Origin of the sequence: Brevibacillus humidisoli (assembly GCF_020923435.1) — a bacterium.
Classification (GTDB): domain Bacteria; phylum Bacillota; class Bacilli; order Brevibacillales; family Brevibacillaceae; genus Brevibacillus_E; species Brevibacillus_E humidisoli.
Map to the genome: position 1 here is coordinate 90,891 of NZ_CP087263.1, position 15,779 is coordinate 106,669.

At 52.6% G+C, this 15,779-nt stretch carries 16 protein-coding genes; 12 read left to right on the plus strand and 4 right to left on the minus strand.

Annotated features, from left to right (window positions below; translation table 11 throughout):
* Positions 1-20 precede the first annotated feature (20 nt).
* Complete coding sequence (locus LOK74_RS00415; RefSeq protein ID WP_230044566.1) at positions 21-389, plus strand: DUF779 domain-containing protein; 369 nt, start codon at positions 21-23, stop codon at positions 387-389.
* Here LOK74_RS00415 and LOK74_RS00420 read toward each other — a convergent pair.
* Both LOK74_RS00420 and LOK74_RS00425 read right to left on the minus strand, forming a co-directional pair.
* Positions 346-657 carry a hypothetical protein gene (locus LOK74_RS00420; RefSeq protein WP_230044567.1) on the minus strand — a complete coding sequence of 104 codons (312 nt, stop codon included), beginning with the start codon at positions 655-657 and terminating at the stop codon, positions 346-348. The two genes, LOK74_RS00415 and LOK74_RS00420, sit on opposite strands and share 44 nt — an antisense overlap.
* Before the next feature lie 342 nt (positions 658-999).
* Positions 1,000-1,941: a DMT family transporter gene (locus LOK74_RS00425; protein ID WP_230044568.1), complete on the minus strand. Its 942-nt coding sequence runs from the start codon at positions 1,939-1,941 to the stop codon at positions 1,000-1,002.
* A gap of 101 nt (positions 1,942-2,042) precedes the next feature.
* Here LOK74_RS00425 and LOK74_RS00430 point away from each other — a divergent pair, with 101 nt between their 5' ends.
* The 6 genes from LOK74_RS00430 (at position 2,043) to LOK74_RS00455 (ending at position 7,806) form a co-directional block, all read left to right on the plus strand.
* The gene (locus LOK74_RS00430; RefSeq protein WP_230044569.1) at positions 2,043-2,771 is read left to right on the plus strand and encodes an ABC transporter ATP-binding protein; all 729 of its coding nucleotides are present in this window, start codon (positions 2,043-2,045) and stop codon (positions 2,769-2,771) included.
* Complete coding sequence (locus LOK74_RS00435; RefSeq protein WP_230044570.1) at positions 2,768-3,952, plus strand: ABC transporter permease; 1,185 nt, start codon at positions 2,768-2,770, stop codon at positions 3,950-3,952. The genes LOK74_RS00430 and LOK74_RS00435 overlap by 4 nt, the downstream gene beginning before the upstream one ends.
* 149 nt (positions 3,953-4,101) lie before the next feature.
* A complete protein-coding gene (locus LOK74_RS00440; protein WP_230044571.1) occupies positions 4,102-4,995 on the plus strand; it encodes a DMT family transporter in 894 nt (297 codons plus the stop codon).
* Between the two features lie 104 nt (positions 4,996-5,099).
* Complete coding sequence (locus tag LOK74_RS00445; protein WP_230044572.1) at positions 5,100-5,582, plus strand: YbaK/EbsC family protein; 483 nt, start codon at positions 5,100-5,102, stop codon at positions 5,580-5,582.
* A gap of 246 nt (positions 5,583-5,828) precedes the next feature.
* Positions 5,829-6,155 carry an ArsR/SmtB family transcription factor gene (locus LOK74_RS00450; RefSeq protein WP_230044573.1) on the plus strand — a complete coding sequence of 109 codons (327 nt, stop codon included), beginning with the start codon at positions 5,829-5,831 and terminating at the stop codon, positions 6,153-6,155.
* Positions 6,156-6,243: 88 nt separating this feature from the next.
* Positions 6,244-7,806, plus strand: a complete 1,563-nt coding sequence (locus LOK74_RS00455; protein WP_230044574.1) for a SulP family inorganic anion transporter — start codon at positions 6,244-6,246, stop codon at positions 7,804-7,806.
* Between the two features lie 178 nt (positions 7,807-7,984).
* On the opposite strand, the gene LOK74_RS00460 is transcribed toward LOK74_RS00455, so the two are convergent.
* On the minus strand, positions 7,985-8,956 hold the full coding sequence (locus LOK74_RS00460) for an ROK family glucokinase (protein WP_230044575.1): 972 nt from the start codon (positions 8,954-8,956) through the stop codon (positions 7,985-7,987).
* A gap of 161 nt (positions 8,957-9,117) precedes the next feature.
* Here LOK74_RS00460 and LOK74_RS00465 point away from each other — a divergent pair, with 161 nt between their 5' ends.
* The 5 genes from LOK74_RS00465 to LOK74_RS00485 all read left to right on the plus strand — a co-directional run bounded on the left by LOK74_RS00465 (position 9,118) and on the right by LOK74_RS00485 (position 15,307).
* Complete coding sequence (locus LOK74_RS00465) at positions 9,118-10,008, plus strand: diacylglycerol kinase (RefSeq protein ID WP_230044576.1); 891 nt, start codon at positions 9,118-9,120, stop codon at positions 10,006-10,008.
* 442 nt (positions 10,009-10,450) lie between these two features.
* Positions 10,451-12,307: a 23S rRNA (uracil(1939)-C(5))-methyltransferase RlmD gene (gene rlmD, locus LOK74_RS00470; RefSeq protein ID WP_420908811.1), complete on the plus strand. Its 1,857-nt coding sequence runs from the start codon at positions 10,451-10,453 to the stop codon at positions 12,305-12,307.
* Between the two features lie 372 nt (positions 12,308-12,679).
* Positions 12,680-13,279, plus strand: coding sequence for a tetratricopeptide repeat protein (locus LOK74_RS00475; protein ID WP_230044577.1), 600 nt, complete (start codon positions 12,680-12,682; stop codon positions 13,277-13,279).
* A 352-nt stretch (positions 13,280-13,631) separates the two neighbouring features.
* Positions 13,632-14,393, plus strand: coding sequence for a GNAT family N-acetyltransferase (locus tag LOK74_RS00480; protein WP_230044578.1), 762 nt, complete (start codon positions 13,632-13,634; stop codon positions 14,391-14,393).
* Positions 14,394-14,731: 338 nt separating this feature from the next.
* Complete coding sequence (locus LOK74_RS00485; RefSeq protein WP_230044579.1) at positions 14,732-15,307, plus strand: GNAT family N-acetyltransferase; 576 nt, start codon at positions 14,732-14,734, stop codon at positions 15,305-15,307.
* Positions 15,308-15,359: 52 nt separating this feature from the next.
* On the opposite strand, the gene LOK74_RS00490 is transcribed toward LOK74_RS00485, so the two are convergent.
* Complete coding sequence (locus tag LOK74_RS00490) at positions 15,360-15,641, minus strand: GNAT family N-acetyltransferase (protein WP_230044580.1); 282 nt, start codon at positions 15,639-15,641, stop codon at positions 15,360-15,362.
* Positions 15,642-15,779: the final 138 nt, after the last annotated feature.

Sequence of the window (15,779 nt, forward strand, 5' to 3'; positions counted from 1 at the left end):
GCGGAGAGGATACATCCGAGATGGATACGCGAAAAGTGATTGTGACCGATGAGGCGCTCGCTTACATCGAAAAATTGAAAGCTGCGCACGGCCCGCTGATGTTTCATCAGTCGGGCGGCTGCTGCGATGGCAGTGCGCCGATGTGCTATCCGCAGGGCGAGTTTCAGGTAGGCCAGCAGGACGTCTACCTGGGGGAGATCGGTGGTTGTCCTTTTTACATTGGGGCCACTCAGTACGAGTACTGGAAGCATACCCAGTTGATCATTGACGTGGTGCCTGGCAGGGGGAGCGGTTTCTCGCTGGAAGGGCCGTTGGGCATTCGTTTTCTGACGCGTTCTCGTTGTTTTACAGACGAGGAGTGGGCGGCGATTGCTGCTGAGCAGGGGTGAGCGCTCTTCGCTGAGAGGATAAATGACAAACCGCCAGGGGAACAGCCTGGCGGTGCTTTGCTTTATCCGGGAGAGTGGGGGCGCAAAGAGAAAAACAGGTGGGCTCCGCTCGTGCCAGTGCCTGCGGGGAAGCCGGGGTGACCGTCTCCGCTCCAACAAAACGGCATGGCGGCCAAAAGCCCTCAAAGGGCGAAGGCAGTTCAGGGGAGCAGTTGGCCGCCAAGCGTGTGCCGCTTTGTTTCCGCTCCGACTCTGTGGGCACTGCCAAGGCTATCGCTCACCTGTTTTTCTCTATGCGCTTCGCGACTTTTACTTGTGTACGCAACAGTTCTTTTCATGGCATTCTTTATCCTTGCGTGCGTATCTTGTCCTTGCATGCGCATCATTTCCTTGCATGCAACTTGTCTGTAATCTAAAAGCTCCACAACTCCCTCTTTTTTTGGGGGAACGTGGAGCTTTTCTAACGTATCGTGTTGATGAGTATCTGCAATGAATATCTGGGTTGCGGCTTCTGCATGTCGATGGTGTCGATGGCGACAAGCGCTGTGCGTTTTTTTGCTTGTGGCTTCCTACAGATGGATTAGCTACTATGCCCGTGGATTAGCTAGGCCTATGCCCCAGCCTCTGCTTTTGGGGTTTTGGGTCCCATCGGCAAGCGGCTGCCGAAGCGGGCTACCAGGACTCCGCCGATGATCAGCAAGGCTCCGGTGATTTGCGCAAAGGTCACCGCTTCGTCGAGCCAGATCGCGCCTGACAGGAGTGCAAAGACAGGGGGCAGGTTGCCGTACATTGCCGTACGGGTACTGCCGATTTTTTGCAGTCCCCAGTTCCAGATCAGGTAGCAGATGGCGATGGCGAACATGCCAGAGAAGACCAGGCCGCCCCAGCCCACAGCGGTGATTGCTGTCCAGTCCTGCTTCATCAGACTGGGTGCTGAGACGAACAGCAGCGGGATCGTGCCCAGCGTCATCGTATAGGTAGAGAACTCCAATGGTGTGTAGCCTGCCAGCCACTTTTTGGAGAGTGCGGTGTAGAGGCCCATCACCAATCCGCCGCAGACGATCAGCACATCGCCAACGAAGTGTTTGGACGAGAAGAACTGAACCCCTGACTGGGAGGCGAACACCAGCAGAATCCCGATGAATGAGCAGACAAGGCCGGTCCAGATGTACCACCGGGATCGTTCCGTTTTGAGCAGGATGCTGACCCAGGCGACATGGATCGGGATCGTCGCCAGCAGGATAGCGGTATTGCCGGCCGTGGTCAGATTGGTGCCCTCAATAAATAGATACTGGTACAGGGTATGACCCAGCATGCCCATGGCGAACAGACCGGGGATGTCGGCCCAGCGCCAACTGCGCTGCCGCTGCACAAGCAGGAGCAGGATCCAGCTGATCAGAGAAGCCAGCAGGAAACGGACACTATTGAACGGCAAGGTGAGAAACCCGGATCCAAGCGACAACTTTACAACTGTTGCGTTTACACCCCAGGTGATTGCGACAAAAATAAGCAGGAAGTCAACGCCTTTCAAAGAAGATGATGGTGATGACAAGCAGCATACCTCCATGGATAAACCTTTTTTGAAACCCATGTACGGGAAACATCGTATCACTGAAAAGGAGATCCGACAAGGCTGGAAGGAGTGGCAACTGCATGATAGAGGTAAACCAGGTGACAAAACGGTTTGGAGAGTTTGTCGCCGTCCACGATCTGTCGTTTTCGATACAATCGGGTGAAGTGCTCGGTCTGCTGGGAGAGAACGGGGCAGGCAAAACAACCACGATGCGGATAATGGCCACCGTGATCGCGCCCACGTCGGGCGACATTGCAGTGGAGGGCTTTTCCGTTCGCAGCCAACCGATGGAGGTGCGCAAACGAATCGGCCTGTTGTTCGGCGGTGATGTCGGTTTGTACGGGAGATTGACAGCGCGGGAAAATATTCGTTACTTTGGCCATTTGTACGGCATGGACGAACGGACATTAGAGCAGCGAGTCGATCATCTCAGTCAGGCGCTGCAGATGGGGGAATATATCGACCGCCGGGTGAATGGCTTTTCACGAGGCATGAAGCAAAAGGTGGCGATTGCCCGCTCGCTCGTCCACGATCCGCAGGTGATCCTGCTCGACGAACCGACGACTGGTCTTGATGTGAGCGCCGCCAGCGTGTTTCGCAACTTGATTGCCGATCTGCGGCAGACGGGCAAGACAATTCTCTTTTCCAGCCACAACATGGGCGAGGTAGAGAAACTGTGCGACCGCGTGGTGATCATGCAGAGGGGGCGCCTCCGCTTTACGGGGACTGTGTCGGAATTGAAGCAGGACTATCATAACGATGATTTGGATGAGATCTTCATGCAGGTAGTGGGAGGAGAGAGGCGATGAAGAGACAACAGATCTGGCTGGTGTTTCGCAAGGAGTTTATCGATCTGTTGCGCGACCGCAAGACCTGGATCGGCGCATTTGTGATCCCGATCGTCGTCATCCCGCTGTTGTTTCTGCTGATCGGCTCTTCGATGAGCAGTGTGGAAGAGGAGGCCCGGTCAGACATTCCTCTGGCCGTGCGCGGGGCAGCCGACCACCCGCTGATCGAGCAGTTGCTGCAGCAGCCGGGGACCCGTCTGGTGCAGCAATCTGATCCTTTGGCTGCGCTCCAGCAGGGGGAGATTCGGGCTGTCATCCAGGTGCCGGATGATCTGGAGCAGCGATTGGCGGACGGTGACACGACCCAGGTGAAACTCTGGTACGATCCGTCCAATCAAAAGTCGGCCTACGCGCGGGATGTGGTGGAAGAGGCGATTGACCAATATGAACGGCAGGTGGTGGCGGAACGACTGGAGAGAGTCGGATTGACCCTGCAGACGATCCAACCAATCGAGACGACGGTGGAAAGCGTAGCTTCCGACGAGCGGATCACCGGCAGTATGCTTGCGTCGGTCATTCCGCTGATGCTGCTGCTTTCCCTCGCTTCCGGCGGCATCCCGGCAGCCACGGATCTGGTGGCGGGAGAAAAAGAACGCGGAACCATGGAGGCGTTGATCGCTTCCCCTGTCTCACCCAGTAGTCTGTTGACGGCCAAACTGTTTGCGGTCATGCTGATGAGCGGCGTCAGTGCGCTGGCCTCCCTGATCAGCCTGTCTACTGTGCTTGCCTTTTCCCCGCTGGGGATGGAGCAGGCAAACTTCTCGCTCGGCTTTTTGCAGCCCGCGACGATCGCCCTGCTGCTGCTGATGCTGCTCCTGCTGGCCGCCTTTTTTGCCGGACTGGAGTTGGCGATCAGTACGATGGCCAGGTCGTTTAAGGAAGCACAGACGTACATGACCCCTGTCGTGTTCCTGGCGATGGTGCCAGCTTACATGCTGATGCCGATCAACCCGGTGGACATCCCGCTGATCTACTATCTGCTGCCGGCATTTAACGGGATGGCGATCTTTAAAGAAGTGTTTTACGGCGTGGTCGAGCCGCTGCACGCGCTGCTGGTAGTAGCTTCTTCGCTGGTTTATGTGGTGCTGGTGATTTGGCTGGCGGCACGCTTCTTTCAAAAAGAGAGCTTGCTGGTCAAGTAGAGTGGTGCGGATGGGCTGGACTAGGCTGCGGCAGGTGTAGTAGAATGGCAGGTAAAAACAAGACTACGGGAAAAATCATGCAGCATCTGGCAAAACACAGGCCGATGGTGTTCCCACCCCCGGTAGTCAACAGGGAAGGTAGACCAACCGTGAGTTCATTCTACGCAGGCAGTTTTTTTGTGCTTATCTCGGCGGCAGCTTTTGCGATGATCCCCATCTTTGCACTGTACGCCTACGAGGGCGGGGTCAGCGTTGCGACGCTGCTGTTTCTCCGCTTTCTGATCGCAGGCGTACTTTTCTTTTCCTATCTGTTTGTCAAAAAGTCGGGCCGCCTCAAGCTGACACCGCAGCAGTTGATTCATCTGCTGCTGCTCGGCTGTTTTTTTTACACGATGCAGTCGATCCTGTACTTTTCTTCAGTTGCTTATATCCCGGCTTCATTGGCTGCTCTGCTGCTCTATACCTTTCCGATCTACGTCTCGATTCTCTCCTATCTGGTCGATCGGGAGCCGATCAATGGCAAGACGATTACCTCGATTCTGATCTCGATGAGCGGACTGGCGTTGGTATTGGGAACCTCGTTTGGCGAAGTGGAGATCGTCGGGGTACTGCTGGCGCTGGGAGCGGCTGTTAGCTATGCCCTATACATCGTGCTGGGCAATCGGACGGTGCAGCATCTGCCGCCGTTGGTGGTGAGCGGCTATGTGTCGCTGTTTGCCACCTGTTCGCTGTTTGTGGTCGGCTTGGCTACAGGCGGGCTAGCCTTGTCGTTTGCGCCAAGCGCGTGGTGGGCCGTGCTGGGAGTAGCCGTTGTTTGTACGGTGATCGCCTTTTTTACCTTTTTTCGGGGACTGTCGCTGGTCGGTTCGACGCGGGCATCTGTGCTCAGCATGATTGAGCCGGTGGTGACCAGTCTCTTCTCCGCGCTGCTGTTCGCGGAGCGGCTCAGTTGGCTGCAGATGATGGGAGGGGCGATCGTGCTGATCGGTGCGTCGCTGATCGTCACCGCACGGGAACAGGCCAAGGTGGAACAGAGCGGGTAGCTGACATCATTGATTGCTATCCTTTTTGCTATTTCTCTTATGCTATCCCGAATACGTTAGTCGAATAACAGTTGCCATGCATGTGGAGAAGGAGTGAGTGAACGATGCCGATCAATCGGGTGAGGGATTATGTAGCAGCTCATGATCCGTCGATCGTGCCGATCGAGTTTGCAGAAGAGACCAAAACGGTGGAAGACGCTGCACGCGTGCTGGGCGTGGAACCGGGGCAGATCGCCAAGTCGATCCTGTTTCGTGCGGGAGAACAGTATGGCTTGTTTGTCGCGGCAGGTGATGTAAAGGTGAGTGCAAAAGTGGTCAAAGCACTGCTGGGTGGCAAACCGCGGATGGCCAAGCCGCAGGAAGTGGAGGAAGTGACCGGTTTTCGCGTCGGCGGGGTTTGCCCGTTTGCGCTGGCACAAGAGGTGCCGATCTTTCTGGACGAATCGATGAAACGGTTTTCGACGGTGTACACTGCGGCGGGGACGGCCAACTCGGTGCTGCCGGTCAGTTTTGCGCAGTTGCAGGAGATCACAGGCGGGACCGTGGTGGAGATGCAGCAGGATCAGCAGGTGCGGGTGGATACATAGATTAGGCGTTGATACCGGGAATGAATATGAAATCGCAAGTAACTGGCTGCCCGACTTTTGGCAGCCTCTTTGCGTTCCATTCCCACCGAGTTCTGCTGAGCTTTATCAGATCGTAAAAAAGTGTTATGATTTGATTGTTGGAATATAGTAAAATTGCTACATATATTTCTAATCGCAAACGTGAATGGAAATGGTTTTCGGCATTTCGATCGGCAAACCATAAGGCTCAAGGAGGATGCAAAGGAATTGAATCTGGAACTGCAGCAGTTTAAAGCTGATTTTTTTAAAGCGCTGGCTCACCCGCTGAGGATTCGGATTATCGAATTGTTGCGGGATGGGGACAAGTATGTCAATGAGCTGCAAGCTCATATGGAAGTGGAGAGTTCGATCGTATCGCAGCAGTTGGCTATTTTGCGTGCAAAAAATATTGTGGTTGGCGTGAAAGAGGGGAACAAAGTGGCATACTCGGTCAAAGACCCTGCGATTTACGAATTGCTGGCAGTAGCCAAGAAAATGTTCCACAATCATCTGAGCGATACGATTTCTCTGCTCAATCAGATGAATGCGGATTGAACGCAGCTACGTCAACATGATGGTGTTATCAAGGAGCAATCCAGGTATGAGTTCGTGGAGTAGAAACTACACAGACAGGTGATGAGCAGTGTATAAGAATTTGCACCAGGAACTATTGTCCGGTATTACCGTTGCCGTTGTCGCTCTCCCGTTGGCACTGGCGTTTGGAGTGGCAGCCACGGGCTCACCGGAAGGGGCTATTGTTGGTCTATATGGAGCGATCTTCACCGGTTTCTTTGCCGCATTGTTCGGAGGAACTCCGGCTCAGGTGACGGGTCCGACCGGGCCGATTACCGTCGTCATCACGGCCGTAATCGCGGAGTACGGCCTCGCGTACGCGCTGGTGGCGACTGTACTTGCGGGGCTGTTCCAGATATTGTTTGGATTACTCCGGTTGGGGGATTACATCCGCTTTATTCCACAGCCTGTCATCAGCGGATTTATGAATGGGATAGCCATCATCATTATCATGACCCAGATGCAGACGATCGAAAGCGGTCTGTTGATTGTCATCATCACGATCATGATCATGCTGCTCTCCAGTCGATATATCAAGGTGATACCTGGCAGCTTGGTCGCTCTGCTCGCAGGAACAGGCTTGGTCTTGTTATTGGGACCTTATCTGCCGCAAACATCGTTTTCCCTCCCGTTTTTGGGTGAGCTTCACTTGCTCAAACAGATAGAGCTGATTGGCCCGATTCCCACCGGATTGCCGCAATTGCATCTGCCAGGCTGGGAGCCTGAGATCCTGATCCAACTGATCTCCCCGGCCATCACCATTGCCGTATTGGGGTCGATCGACTCGCTTCTAACATCGGTAGTGATGGACAATATAACCGGACGAAAACATAACAGCAATAAGGAGTTAATCGGACAGGGCATCGGGAATGCCATCTCCGGTTTATTCGGGGGACTGGCAGGAGCAGGAGCCACTGTCCGGTCGGTGGTAAATGTGAAGAGCGGGGGAAGAACAGCCGTTTCCGCCATGGTGCACAGCGTCATTTTGCTGCTGTTCATGCTGGTGCTTGGCTCGTTTGTCAGTGAAATCCCGCTTGCTGTGCTGGCTGGCATTCTCGTGGTAACCGGGGTATCGATGTTTGACTACGAGAGTTTGCGAGTGCTGCGCAGCGAGCCAAAATCGGATGCGGCAGCGATGCTGATCACGATGGTCCTGACCGTCATGGTGGATTTAATGGTTGCGGTTGGCGTCGGGGTTGTCCTGTCTTCTCTGCTGTTTATGAAACGGATGAGTGAAGAGGGCGTATCCATCACGCGAGAATCGGTGGAAGCAAACGAGGAAATCACGCTGTTTTCGCTTCGAGGGCCCCTGTACTTTGGCTCATGCAGCCGGTTAACGGATGAGGTGACGAAGGTTGACTCCCGATTTGTCATCCTGGATATGAGCGATGTCTCCGTGATCGATGCATCGGGAGCGCTCGCGTTAGGGCAGATCAGCGGAAAAGTGAGAGAAAAAGAAAGTACGCTGATCCTTACTGGAGTGAAAGAAAATGTTCGGGCCCGGTTGGAAAAGATGAAGGTATTGGAGAAGATTGGGTCAGAGTATGTGTTTGAATCATGGGATAAGGGTGTGCATTTTGTTGAAGAGAAATGCGCAGTGCGTCCGAGTACGGGATTTGCCGGGCTCTATTAAAACATGAGGCACTTGTAGGCCTACGGAAGGCCAAAGGAATGGGTAGCTTTGCAGCCATTACTGACGGCTTTGACTTGATCTTATGGGCCCAATGAGGTAAAAGGTCAGTTTCAAAAACATGTAAAAAGCCTGCTGATCGGCCGGATTCCAGGAAGATCCGCCGTTCAGCAGGCTTTTTTCACTTTCCGATCTGTTGTTCATGCACCAACCACGCAGCCCCGATCACCCCGGCATCGTTGCCCAAGATGGCAGGCACGATCTCACACGATTCAGCAGCATGGCTAAAGGTATAGCGTCGAAACTCCTCCCTGACGCGCTCAAACAGAAAGTCGCCCGCAGCGGCTACTCCCCCGCCGATCACAATCTTGCCGGGATTGAGGATATTGGCCAAATGGGAGAGGCCGAGCCCGAGGTAATAGGCGGCATCATCAACGACCTTGACTGCAGCGGCATCTCCCGCCTTGGCAGCATCAAAGACGTCTTTGGCCGTCAGCGCCCCGTTTTGCTCCAGGACGGCAGCCAATGTCTCGCTCTTTCCTTCTGCAGCTACCTGGGTCCCTTCACGAATAATCGCCGTGGCGGATGCGAATGTCTCCAAACAACCGGTGCGGCCGCAGTTGCAGAGCGGGCCGCCTGCTGGCACGACGGTCACATGCCCGATCTCGCCGCCCACGCCGCGCACACCGTGGATGATCCGACCATTGGCGATCACGCCTCCGCCTACGCCGGTCCCCAGCGTGATCGCCACCATGTCTTTGGCCCCCTGACCGGCACCGCGCCACATCTCCCCGAGCGCTGCCGTGTTGGCATCATTGTCGACCGAGATGGAAAGGCCGCTCAACTGCTCCAGCTTTTGTTTGAGCGGGACACTTTTCCAGTAGAGATTGACCGCTTCATGGACGCTGCCCGTCGCTTCATCGACCGGTCCGGGAACTCCGATCCCGATGCCGGCGAGGCTGCTGCGCTGCTGCCCTTCCTCCGCCAACAGCTGGTCAATCGTCTCCATCATCCTGCCGATCACGCGGTCCGCTCCCTCTGTTACCGGAGTCGGCACCTGTGTCTTGCGCAGGATGTCCCCCTCCATCGTCAACAGAGCAGCTTTAATCGCAGTCCCTCCAAGATCCACCCCTGCGATCATCGTTTGCGCCATAACCATCCTCTCCCACCGTTTCATTCCATTACGTCTTATATTACCATAAGTTTTGTACAGGAACATAGCGAATATTCAGAGCAGGCATAGCAATTCCCAAAGTGGGAAATACAGGATATGATGGAGAGAGAACGAAACAGATTGACGGAAGGGAGGGTCATATGATCCGAGCCAGATTAATATACAATCCTTCATCAGGACGAGAAGTGGTGCGACGACGGCTGCCTGACATTCTGGACTTTCTGGAGGAAGCAGGCTTTGAGACGTCCTGTTATGCGACGAAGGGAAAAAACGATGCGACAAAAGAAGCGGAGCGTGCGGTGGCCCGCGGATTCGATGTGGTGATCGCTGCAGGGGGAGACGGCACGATCTACGAAGTGGTGAACGGCATCGCGGAGAAAAAACATCGCCCCTCTCTCGGAATCATCCCATGCGGTACCAGCAACGACCTGGCACGAGCTCTCAACATCCCGCGCTCGATCGGTCAAGCGTGTGAGATCATCACGAACGGACGAACCAAACGGATCGATCTGGGACGAGTAAACGACCGATATTTTATCAACATCGCAGGCGGCGGTTCCTTTACTGAACTCACCTACGAAGTGCCAAGCAAGCTAAAGACGATGCTGGGACAGCTCGCCTACTACGTCAAGGGAATTGAAAAACTGCCGTCCATCCGACCAACGCGGATGCGCCTGCAGACCCGCGACAAGGTAGTGATCGACGATGAGATCATGCTATTTCTCGTCGCCAATAGCCATTCCGTAGGCGGCTTTCATCGATTGGCGCCAAGCGCTGACCTCTCCGACGGACTGCTGGACTGTCTGGTGCTGAAAAAAACCAGCCTGCCCGACTTTGTACGGCTGGCCACAATGGCGATCAAGGGAGATCATATCAAGGATCCCAATATTCTCTACTTCCAGACCGATTATCTAAAGGCCGTCGCTCCCGAATCGGAAAACGTACAGTTGAACCTGGACGGTGAACTGGGCGGCCGGCTCCCCTGCGAGTGCCGGGCGCTGCGGGGACATTTGGAAGTGTTTGTGCCGTAGGGTGACGGGTTTTGAGAGGATTAAGAGCTGAGAGGATACGAACATGCTGCTGTATGATTCGTTTTTCTACACAGCAGATGGTATAGTGAATGGAGAGAAACGGTGGAGGGAACGGAGAAGGATAGCGTCACAGGTGGGTGTTTTCCTTTTTTATCTACCCGAGAAAGTTAACCTTCGGGAAGCCTTCGCGAACCTTCGCGAACCTCCGCCGCTAACGCGATAAGGAATGATGGTATAAGAAAAACTTCGGCGTTCACCGCCACTGGGCAAGAATGGGCGACGCCGAGTTTTCTCATGTTTTTGGACAAAAGGAGCAGACAGAAGAGTGGCCAAGCCGAAAAAGCGAAAGCAGACGACGGAATTGAATAGTGGGAAGCGGGCAAAGCAGACGGGTAAAAGAGAAGCGGATCGAAGGCAGGCGAATCGAGCGCGAATGGATCGCATGCAAACGGATCGCTCGCAAACCGACCGGACGCAAACGGATCGAACGCAGGCTAACCGGACACAAACGGTGCGTATGCAAGATGATAGAACGCAAGCCGGTGGAACACAGGCTACTGGCAGTAGAAAAGAGCGGTTGAGCTCGGACCAACTGCGCCAAGCAGATCAATCAGCCAAAAGGCTGGTTAGAGAAAAGGATAGCGCGCGACCCGGCCCCAAACAGGACAAAACGAAACGAAACCGAAAGGGAGGGGTTGTTGGCGCAGCCGCTGTCAGCGGAAGATCTGCCAGCAAAGCAGCTGCCAGTAGAGCAGATGCCACTCGAACAGCTACTACTAACACACCGGGAGTCATCGTTCAGAAGGAAACGCCAAACCTCCCTGTCTCGGTCGGGCAGATCATCGAGCTGGATGTAACCGGTCTGACCCATGATGGAGCAGGTGTCGGCCGATACGAAGGCTATACGCTGTTCATCCCGCAGGTACTGGCTGGTGAGCGGGTGCGGGTGCAGGTGGAGCATACCAAAAAGAAGTACGGCTTTGCCAAGCTGCTGGAGATCCTCAAACAGGCGGAGACCCGTGTGGCGCCTCCTTGTCCGGTATTTGACCGCTGCGGCGGCTGTTCCCTGCAGCATTTGGATTATGGGGAGCAGCTGCGGCATAAGCGGCAGATCGTGGTGGATAATCTGCGACGGATCGGCCGGTTTTCCGTGGCGGGGGAAGACGACCAGCGAGACAACGGTGCGCCCGGGCAGATGGGGGATCAGGTCGGACAGCGGAATGGACAGCAAACTGAACAGCAAACTGAACAGCAAACTGAACCTGCACCCCCTGTCATCGTCCATCCCACGATCGGCATGGATGAGCCGTGGCGTTATCGCAACAAAGCGCAGGTACCGATCGGTGAGCAGGACGGCGGATTGGTTGGCGGTTTTTACGCAGAACGCTCCCATACGATTGTCGACATCGACCAATGCCTGATTCAAAATGAAGCCAGCGACGCCATTGTAGGAGTGGTAAAGCGGATGGCTGCCCGAGTGGGTATTACTGCTTACGACGAAGTGAACCATACCGGACTGCTGCGTCACGTGGTGACCAAGGTGGGCGTGAGGACAGGCGAGATCATGGTCGTGCTGATCACCACGGAAGAATTTATCCCCAACCGGGAACTGCTGATCGAAGCGATCCGCCAAGAAGTATCCGGCGTTGCCAGCATCGTGCAGAATATAAATCCGGAGCGGACCAATGTGATCTTTGGGAACAGCACCATCACCCTATGGGGAAGTGACGTGATCTACGATTACATTGGACCGATCAAGTTCGCTATTTCGGCTCGCTCGTTTTACCAGGTCAATCCCACACAGACGGAGATTTTGTACGGGAAGACGTTGGAGTATGCGGGGCTGACAGGCGAGGAGAAGGTGATTGACGCGTACTGCGGCATCGGGACGATCTCGCTGTTCTTGGCGCAAAAGGCGGGCCACGTCTATGGTGTGGAGATCGTGCCGGAGGCGATTGCCGATGCTCGTCGGAATGCGGAGCTAAATGGTGTAGCGAACGCGACGTTTGAGGTGGGAGCGGCAGAGCATGTGATTCCGGCGTGGAAGGAGCAGGGGATTACACCGGATGTGATTGTGGTCGATCCGCCACGCAAAGGGTGTGACGAAGCGCTGTTGGCGACGATTCTGCAGATGAGGCCGAAGCGGGTGGTGTATGTGTCCTGTAATCCGGCGACGCTGGCGCGTGATTTGAAGGTGTTGGCGGATGGGTATGTGGTGGAAGAGGTGCAGCCGGTGGATATGTTCCCGCATACGGGGCATGTGGAGTGCTGTTCACTGTTGGTAAGGAAAGACCAATAGTTGAGATGTATTGGCGTAGCAGAGGGATTCAAGATTCCTCTGCTTTTTACTTACTATTAGACTGGTAATGTGTGTTAAAATTTGTTAAACAGTCTGTATCTAACGCTACAATACTCTTTACTAATAAAAACGGAGCAGATAAAAGTGCATCTATTAATTGCGAAGGGAAATGTTTTACCAAGACGGAATTAATCCATGCCAATAATGCAGCAATTGGCGAGTTGTTGATTTAGAGATTTACAGTATTCTAAAGCACGAGTAACAATCGAATTAGGAGTCAATAGATTTGACGGCATGTAACATAAAGGTCGGCAAAAGAGGTGTACTCCTTGGTACAGATTATTGGAATGGTGAAGGAAGGGAGGGAATATGATGACGAGAGATCGTTTAGCAGAAGCTATTCGCCTGCGGGAAGAGGGACGGGCCAAGCAAGACCAAGCGATTCTAAAGGAAGCCAGAACGCTTCTTTTAGAGTTGGCCGCAGCTTACCCTGATGACGCGGAGATCCTTTTTCAGACTGGAGTGGCTCATGACAACTCCGGTTTAGGGTCAGAGGCCGTGCCGTATTATCTGCGTGCCCTTGAAGTCGGGCTCTCGGGACCGGACTTTGAGAGATGCTTGCTCGGTCTGGGAAGCACGTATCGCTATTTGGGAAACTACGAGCAAGCGGAGGAAATACTGCGGCGAGGCGTGAAAGAGTTTCCGTATAACCGAGCGATCCAGGTCTTACTCGCGATGACTCTGTACAATACGGAGCGTTACAAGGAAGCGATGGAAATCGTTTTGACCAGTTTGTTGGAGACCACAAATGATGAGAAACTTCAATATTTCAAACGAGGGCTACTGTACTATGCCACGCATCTCGATGAAAAAATCGTCTTGAGCAGCAAGTTTGCACGCTCTGTCGCTTCCAGACATGTGGAGTGTCGCTCGCTGTTGGTAAGGAAGGATAATCAAATGGAGATGTATTGATGGTATTTAGATGAGGGGATATTACCCCTCAATTTTTATGATCATTTCGTCGAAAAATAACCCTCTCATAGAAGCAATAATATATTCGTGTTGGCTGTCCAGAGGAGTGTGCGATACCTTATTCAACGTCTGGAAATGGTATTTATATGGAATATCCTATAACTACATGTTTAAGCAGATATATTGTTCCACGTAAACAACAATTATTGCAAAATAAACAACGAATGAGCGATATAGTTAATAAATCAACAAACTTAGAAACAAGTAATGCGACCCACAAGCTTTTGTAATGGTTGCTCCGCGAATGAGGCGCTACGAGAAGGTTTAAACGGTCGAGACTGGAGGAGAAGACATGAGCGGGGATACAAAACTGATTCGATTGATAGAAGAGCTCGCGGCCAACGGTTGGCCTGCATACATCCAGCAGACGCTGGGAGCGTGGAGGCTGCGGGCAAATATGGATGTAACGAAGCGAGCGAACAGTGTGTATACGAGTGGCCCTTTTCCTGAGCATGGGGAATGGCTGGACATTGTAGAGGACTTCTATAGGAGGCGATCGCTTTCGCCCTGTTTCCATATCAGCGAGACGTCACCAGCCGAATTGGATGGCATCCTGGATTCTGCTGGCTATCGTAAGGACTCCGCATGTTTTACGATGGTCGCATCATGCGGGGAAGTGATGGACCGCTCCGTGGAGTCTGATCTGTTTACTTCTGAGTTTGCGGGAGAGGCAAGCAGTGAGTGGATTCATGCTTTTATCCGCCTAGAAGGATACTCGCCGGGTCGCTATGAGGGGTATGTGCATATTTTTTCCATGATTGGTCCCAAGAAGGCGTTCGTCATTCTGCGTGAGCATGGGGAATTAATCGCGCTGGGCACTGCCGTAGTGGAGAGAGGTTGGGCTGGTCTGAGTAATATTGTTGTTGCCCCCGAACACCGCGGAAAAGGGGCAGCGATTGCTCTACTCCGTTCTCTTGCAGATTGGTCTTTGCGGAATGGTGCAGATCAACTGTACTTACAGGTCTTAAAAGATAATTCACCTGCCTTATCGCTCTATCGCAAAATGGGGTTTACTCCTTTGTATGAATACCATTACCGACTGTTAGATACGTAAGAGAGTGACTCAAAACTCAAAAATAGTTATCCGGTATTTGTTATGATCGATTGCGTGAATGGAGCCAAAGGGAATCTTTCCTGAAGTCATGAGAGAGTAAACATGCACCAGTGTGTCTGCTTTTTTATCAAACCTTTCGATTACTAAACTCTGGAAGGGGTTTTGAATCCCTTTGAAGAACATTTGTTGGTGGGGAATTCTGGGGATATTACTGTGATACGATTGGCTACTCTTCATTACCGGAACCCTCACGGGATCTGACTGACAAGGAGAGGGAAATGCAAAATCGATTTGCACATACCGATAAAAAAAGGTCGTCAACCTAGAAAGGATCATACATGGATACGAACATTGTTTTTAGCGAGTTTCCAATCATAAAATCTGATAGCCTAGTCCTGAAAAAGATTGATGTGAGCCATCTGGAAGACGTTTATGAGATCTACAGCAATGACACTGTGTTTCAACATTGCGGGATCATCCCGAAACATAATAAAGAGACGGTTAAGACGATGATCGGCCATTTTGAAAGGGATTATCGTAAAAAGTCAAGGGTGAAGTGGGGTATTTTCTGCAATACCGAAACCGATAAACTGGTTGGTATCATGGAAGCATTTGATTTTAATCAAAAGGTAAACATGGTGACGATCGGTTACTTTTTGGCGGAATCGTATTGGGGAAATGGAATTGCTACAAATGCGCTCAAAGCATTGATCGGATTTCTCTTTGATGATGTCAACGTAAACAGAATTCAGGCTGAAGTGATGCCTGCAAACGAAGGATCAAAGAAAGTGTTAGGGAAGAACGGGTTTGTCAAAGAAGGTACATTAAGACAAGCATCATTCTGGTCGGGTAAGGGTGTTGTTGATTTGGAGATTTACAGTATTCTAAAGCATGAGTATCAATCGAATAAGTAATCAACGTTCACTTCCCACGTAAGTGCACTCTTGTATGGAATCACAACGGATTTCAATACGATTTGCTTGGCTCTTGTATAGCAAAATGGGTAATGGCACGTACTGCTTCTGTTACATATCCTTGTTTTGCACAAGAGGTACGTACCCAATACCCAATCTCAAACTTGCGTGAGTGCCAATCGATTCGATGAAGACCGCTGCTGCCCACGATTTGGCCGGTCTTTTTTAATATGAGAAGCAATCTAAGGTCTGTACGTTCCAAACATTGCAGTCGAGCCTGTCGGATATTGGATTCGGACGCTTCGATTGTTAGAATGGTTTCTGCCCATGGCATCCACGGACGTAATTCATCGATGCTCTGTCCGTAAATATTTCCTTACGGTTTCGACGAAAGTGTTCCTGCTAGATTTCAACAGCGGCAATAGCAGCAGCTTCTTTTTTGTCGAATCCTTCATAAAGGAATCCCAACATT

Coding starts and splice junctions, on each gene's coding strand:
- LOK74_RS00415 (WP_230044566.1), top strand. CDS start 21: ATGGATACGCGAAAAGTGATTGTGACCGATGAGGCGCTCGCTTACATC.
- LOK74_RS00430 (WP_230044569.1), top strand. CDS start 2,043: ATGATAGAGGTAAACCAGGTGACAAAACGGTTTGGAGAGTTTGTCGCC.
- LOK74_RS00435 (WP_230044570.1), top strand. CDS start 2,768: ATGAAGAGACAACAGATCTGGCTGGTGTTTCGCAAGGAGTTTATCGAT.
- LOK74_RS00445 (WP_230044572.1), top strand. CDS start 5,100: ATGCCGATCAATCGGGTGAGGGATTATGTAGCAGCTCATGATCCGTCG.
- LOK74_RS00460 (WP_230044575.1), bottom strand. CDS start 8,956: ATGGCGCAAACGATGATCGCAGGGGTGGATCTTGGAGGGACTGCGATT.
- LOK74_RS00465 (WP_230044576.1), top strand. CDS start 9,118: ATGATCCGAGCCAGATTAATATACAATCCTTCATCAGGACGAGAAGTG.
- rlmD (WP_420908811.1), top strand. CDS start 10,451: ATGCAAACGGATCGCTCGCAAACCGACCGGACGCAAACGGATCGAACG.
- LOK74_RS00475 (WP_230044577.1), top strand. CDS start 12,680: ATGACGAGAGATCGTTTAGCAGAAGCTATTCGCCTGCGGGAAGAGGGA.
- LOK74_RS00480 (WP_230044578.1), top strand. CDS start 13,632: ATGAGCGGGGATACAAAACTGATTCGATTGATAGAAGAGCTCGCGGCC.
- LOK74_RS00485 (WP_230044579.1), top strand. CDS start 14,732: ATGGATACGAACATTGTTTTTAGCGAGTTTCCAATCATAAAATCTGAT.
- LOK74_RS00490 (WP_230044580.1), bottom strand. CDS start 15,641: ATGCCATGGGCAGAAACCATTCTAACAATCGAAGCGTCCGAATCCAAT.